The following is a 4,668-nucleotide window of genomic DNA, read 5'->3' as shown; positions in this document are numbered from 1 at the left end:
GGATTGGGGTGGTCGCGCGGGCCTGCGTACTGAACGGCACGGTGGTCAGGCCGGTGGTCAGAGTGAGGAAGGCGCGGCGGATCACGTACGGGCTCCGGTGGGGTGGGGCGCCGCCGCCGGCTCGGCGGGCGAGGTGAAGTACCCGGCCACGTACAGCAGCAGCCGGGTGTCGTCGGCGGTGGTGGGGCTGGCCAGGCGGGCGTCGGCGTACCCGGCCGGCTCGTCGACGGGCGCGCCGCGGCGCTGCCGGGCGAGCGCGTCGCGCAGCTGGTCGGCGGTGACGGCGGCGGCGAGCTGAGGGTCCGTCAACCCCTGGGCGGCACGCCGGATTTCGGCCGCCTCGCGGACCTCCGGGTCGAGGTACGGGCGCAGTTCGATCTGGCCGTCGCGGATCTCCACGGTGCGCCGGTACAGGTGGAAGCCGACACCGCGAAGCCGCAGCAGCGCGGGCAGTTGCCGCTGCGGCGGGAGCAGCGCGATCGAGGGCGCCGCCCGGTGCAGCGCGGTCCACAACGGCCGCAGCCTCCGGTACGCGTGGTGTTCGCGCCCCCAGGCGCGGACCTCGGCGGCGCGCCCCGCGACGGTCGGCAGGAAGTACCCGACCTGGGTGACGGCCGCCCCGATGTCGCCGCAGATCCACGCGTACGGCTCCAGGGCCCGTACGTCGAAGCCGAAGGTGGCCCCGAGGACCGAGGAGATGCGGATGGCCGAGTAGCCGAGGGTGATGACCGCGCCGACGCTGATGGTGCGCAGGCCGCGCGCGATCCACGGGTCCTGGGCCAGCCGGGCCTGGCGGGCGCAGCCGACGGCGAGGGCGATCTCGGCGACCGTGTACGTGGCGATGTAGAGCGTCAAGTACGCCTGGTAGTACGGGTCGTGGACGTAGTACAGGGTGAAGTCGGCGGGGCGCTGCTCGGCCGGGGTGAGCAGCGTGAACAGCACGGCGAGTGTGGCCACGACGGCGCCGCCGGCGAGGACGAGGAGCCGGGTGCGGCGGCGCGCGAGCCGCTGCCGGTCCTCCGGCACCGACCAGTGCACGAGGACGACGGCCTGCGCGACGAGCACACCGATCACACAGCTCTGCGCGAGCGGCACGGCGATGTTGGTGACCCCGAAGAACGCGTCGATACGCACCCACACCGGGGTCAGCGAGATCGCGTAACTCAGCGCGGACGCGAGGTAGGCGACGCTCAGCGCGACCAGGGCGCGGTCGCGGCGGCCGGTGCGTCGCAGGTCGCGCAGGAGGAGCAGGAATCCGCTGCCGGCGAGGGCCAGGCCGAGCGGGTGCAGCAGGTCCTTCACCGGGTGCGCCCCTCCCGTCCGCCGCGCCGCAGCAGGGTGCGGGCGACGCGGGCGGCGTCCCCGCCGGGCGCCGGGGCGTGGCCGCCGGTGTGCGCCTGGAGGTAGGAGCCGATGAGTTCGGCCTCGCGCTCGTCGTGCTCCGCGTAGTCGGTGCGGCCGAGGACCGCGCGTACGACGGCCGGGTCGATGTGGGTGATGAGCGCCCCGGCGTCCTTGGCCCGCAGGCTGGGGCCGCCGCGGTGCTCCTTGAGTATGTGTCCGAACTCGTGGGCGATGATGTGGTCCTGGTGGGAGCGGCTGGTGCGGGGGTCGTAGAACACGTAGTGGGTGTCGCGGGTGGCGAGCCACATCCCGCACGGGATGGTGTCGGAGGCGGCGACCTCCGCGGCCTCCAGACGCAGCGCCCGGCCGGTGCGGCGCTCCATCTCGGGGACCAGGTCGCGGACCCCGGCGACGGGAGGCAGGCCGAGGCCGCGCACGAAGTCCCGGCAGTCGCGCCGTACGGCGTCGGGGTCGCGGTCGGGATCCAGCTCGGGTGAATCGGTTCTGCGGGTGCGGCGCCTCATGGCCGCTCACCTCCATGTGGGCTGTGGCGGGCGGGAGTTGAGTCCGCCGCGGTGCCGGTTGCCGCGCCGGCCGCGGTGGCTGGTGCGGTGGTCACTGGCCGGGCCCCGGTACTGGTTCCGATGCCGATGACGGTGTCGATTCCGGTGCCGATTCCGTGCCCGTACCCGGCGGCAGGCCCTCGAGTTCGCGTACCCGGTCGATCATCGCGAGGACCGCGTCCATCGACTTCGGTGAGAGCCCGACGGCCCGCAGGGCGACGCTCTGCACCCCGGACTCGCGCAGCCGCCGCAGGGTGTCGAGGTCGGTGCCGACGCGGCGGGCCACCTCGGCGTCGAAGAAGTACGCGACCGGTACGCCGAAGAAGTCCGCGAGGGCCTCCAGGTGACGTTTCGTCGGGTTGTCCCGGCGGCCGGTGCGCAACTGCCACAGATAGGTGCCGGAGACGGTGGGACCGCCCTGTTCCTGAAGCAGGGCGGCGACTTCGTCGCTGCTGTAGGGCCTGCTGCGGCCCGCGGGGTGGATCACCTCGAAGAGGTGATTGAGCCGGGCGGCGAGGCTCTCGCCACCGCCCGCCTCGGAAGTGTGGTCGCTGGCTTGCATGGTGCTGCGTCTCCCCGTTCTGCTCCCCCACCGGCGCGATCAACGCCAGTTGACTATTTCACCGCCGAAACCATAGTTTTCCCGCACCACCACAGCTGAGATGGATGTGCGCAGGTGGGCGGCTACTCCGTCGTACCGCGACGGAGCGGCACACATGCTCTCACCTCGGTCGCAGCTGTTCGAAGCAGCAGTCGCACACCGGCTTTCCGACGGGACGGAGTACCACGTGTCGCTCTCCGACGCCACAGCCCACCACGGGAATCCGCCGTCCGGGCCCACCCTCCCGTACGGGTGCGCAGCGCTGTCCTCGGTCACCGCTGTGACCAGTGCCGGAGCGATGTGAACCCGGCCGCGGACGCCGCCCGTTCGCGGGTGCTGCGCCACGTGGAGACGTTGCGGGAGACGCTGCCGCAACCTCAGTTCGCCCTGCTCCTGCGGGTGTTGCGGGCGGTGGCACAGCAGGGCGGGGACAACGCGCGGCTGCGGGTGTGCGCTTCGGATCGGGCGCATTTCACACCTCTGGTGCGTAACGAGATGCTGCGGACCTGGACCATGGTCGAACCCGGCGCCCTTGAGGACCCGGTGTGGCTACGGCAGTTCGCGGACGACCTGGACGTACTGCTCGCCGCGGTCGGCCAGGAGTCCGCCGCGCTCGCCGGTATCGCGTACGCCAGTGGGTTGCGCGGTCCGACCGCCGCCGGCGGAGTCGGCGGCGCCTGAGAACCCGTGGGTGCGGGGCGGCTGGGACGGGGGTCCGGCCGCCCCGCGTCGACGGCTCCCCTCGCGGGGGCGTGACGCTCTGGGACACGGTGCCGGAGTGCGACGGGGGACCGCACCCCGACACCGCGCTGCGCACGAGCGTAGGGAATCCGAGCCTGGCCGGGCCACGCGTTTCGGCACAACTGGCTTGATTCGCTTGGGTGTTGACGCGCCAGCCAGTACGGAAGGGTCCGCGCGCGGGTGCGGGCAGGCACTTGGTGACCGGTTCCGTACGTAGGCCTGTGCTGCCGCTCGGCGCTGTCCCCCGCTGCTCGGCCCTGCGTGCCGACTCGCCCACGCCCCGTTTCCCCGCTGAACAGGCCGACCCCGCACCGCAGTTGGCATCACAACACAGTTGACACCACTGCAAGTGCACCACTAACTTCAAAGCACTGCACCCGCAGTAGTCGCTTGTTCCCCCTCGAAGGAGCCCCGTATGCGTGTACGTCCCGAGCACGGCACCGGCTTCGCGGCGGCGGGCCGTGGTGGTCTGCCCCGGCACCTGCCGCGACAGAAGCCCCGTTCAGTGCCGCGCCCCCGCCCGTTGCCGAAGCCCGGCACCCGCCGGTGAGCCCGGAGTTGAACCCGAGTGCCCCGTCCCCGGAGGCGGGCTACCCGGGCCACTCCCCCAGAACCACCGTCCCCGTCGGCGTATCCGCGCCGGCGGGGATGTTCGTCCGTCCACCGACGCCTCACCCAGCACGCGCGGCCGCCGCCGCCAACGTACGGGCCAGGTCGGCGTCCGGCGTCGCGGCGGCCGCGAGCACCACGAGCGGTGGCCGTCCGCCGGTGCGGGCGACGAGCTGGGCGAGCTCGTACGCCGCCGCCCCGCCACCCGAGAACCCACCAAGCACGAGCCGCCGTTCCGGCCCGAGCAGCGGCGCGAGCGCGGCGAGCTGTGCCTCGGCGGACCACTCCCCCTGCTCGAGCAACGCCAGCGGCTCGGGCCCCGCATAGTTCAGGGCGAGCCGTTCGTAGCGCGCCGACAGCACCCCGGGCGCGGGCACGAGGCACACCACGGCCCCGCTCTCCCCCGCCCCGGCCCGCAACTCCCGCAACAGCGGCCCCGTATCGGAATCGCGCGTGACCGGCTCGCGCAGCTCCGCGAGGAACGCCCTGGCGGTCGTGTACTGGTCGCCGCGGCCCGGGAGTTGACGCAGCAGCCCGACCACATCGGCGAGCAGCGCGTCCGCGTCCCGCAGCCGCGCCGGGTCGTGCGCGACGGTCAGCACGAGCCCGCCCCCCTCATCGGGATGCGCGGTCAGCGTCAGCGGGAACGCGGTGTCGGCGTCATGCGTCGTCGGCTCCGACACCCGGATGCCCTGCGCGGCCAGCTCCTCCACCGGTACGGCGGCAGGCTGCGGCCCGCCCGTGAACACCAGCAAGGTGTCGGGCGTACGCGGCCCACTCCCCCGCCCCGCCCCCGTACCGCCAAACTCC

5 protein-coding genes and 1 pseudogene are annotated in these 4,668 nt (G+C 73.3%); 2 read left to right on the top strand and 4 right to left on the bottom strand.

Annotation, left to right across the window (positions count from 1 at the left end):
* Positions 1 to 81: 81 nt before the first annotated feature.
* The 3 genes from GUY60_RS34780 to GUY60_RS34770 all read right to left on the bottom strand — a co-directional run bounded on the left by GUY60_RS34780 (position 82) and on the right by GUY60_RS34770 (position 2,469).
* Positions 82 to 1,302, bottom strand: a complete 1,221-nt coding sequence (locus tag GUY60_RS34780; protein ID WP_161705235.1) for an MAB_1171c family putative transporter — start codon at positions 1,300 to 1,302, stop codon at positions 82 to 84.
* On the bottom strand, positions 1,299 to 1,868 hold the full coding sequence (locus GUY60_RS34775) for a hypothetical protein (RefSeq protein ID WP_161705233.1): 570 nt from the start codon (positions 1,866 to 1,868) through the stop codon (positions 1,299 to 1,301). Before GUY60_RS34775 ends, GUY60_RS34780 begins: the two co-directional genes overlap by 4 nt.
* Before the next feature lie 91 nt (positions 1,869 to 1,959).
* Positions 1,960 to 2,469 carry a helix-turn-helix domain-containing protein gene (locus GUY60_RS34770; RefSeq protein ID WP_161705231.1) on the bottom strand — a complete coding sequence of 170 codons (510 nt, stop codon included), beginning with the start codon at positions 2,467 to 2,469 and terminating at the stop codon, positions 1,960 to 1,962.
* A gap of 291 nt (positions 2,470 to 2,760) precedes the next feature.
* Between GUY60_RS34770 and GUY60_RS34765 the strand changes: the two genes are divergently transcribed.
* Together GUY60_RS34765 and GUY60_RS39605 are read left to right on the top strand one after the other, a co-directional pair.
* Positions 2,761 to 3,189, top strand: coding sequence for a hypothetical protein (locus GUY60_RS34765; protein ID WP_161705229.1), 429 nt, complete (start codon positions 2,761 to 2,763; stop codon positions 3,187 to 3,189).
* A gap of 475 nt (positions 3,190 to 3,664) precedes the next feature.
* Entirely contained in the window at positions 3,665 to 3,799 is a 135-nt protein-coding gene (locus tag GUY60_RS39605) for a hypothetical protein (RefSeq protein ID WP_281368656.1), read from the top strand.
* Between the two features lie 121 nt (positions 3,800 to 3,920).
* Here GUY60_RS39605 and GUY60_RS34760 read toward each other — a convergent pair.
* Positions 3,921 to 4,668: pseudogene (locus GUY60_RS34760) on the bottom strand (condensation domain-containing protein); the annotation flags it as partial.

This window comes from Streptomyces boluensis (assembly GCF_009908195.1).
GTDB classification, from domain to species: Bacteria; Actinomycetota; Actinomycetes; order Streptomycetales; family Streptomycetaceae; genus Streptomyces; species Streptomyces boluensis.
The sequence above is the reverse complement of the archived record's forward strand: the minus strand, read 5'-3'. Positions and strand labels throughout refer to the sequence as shown.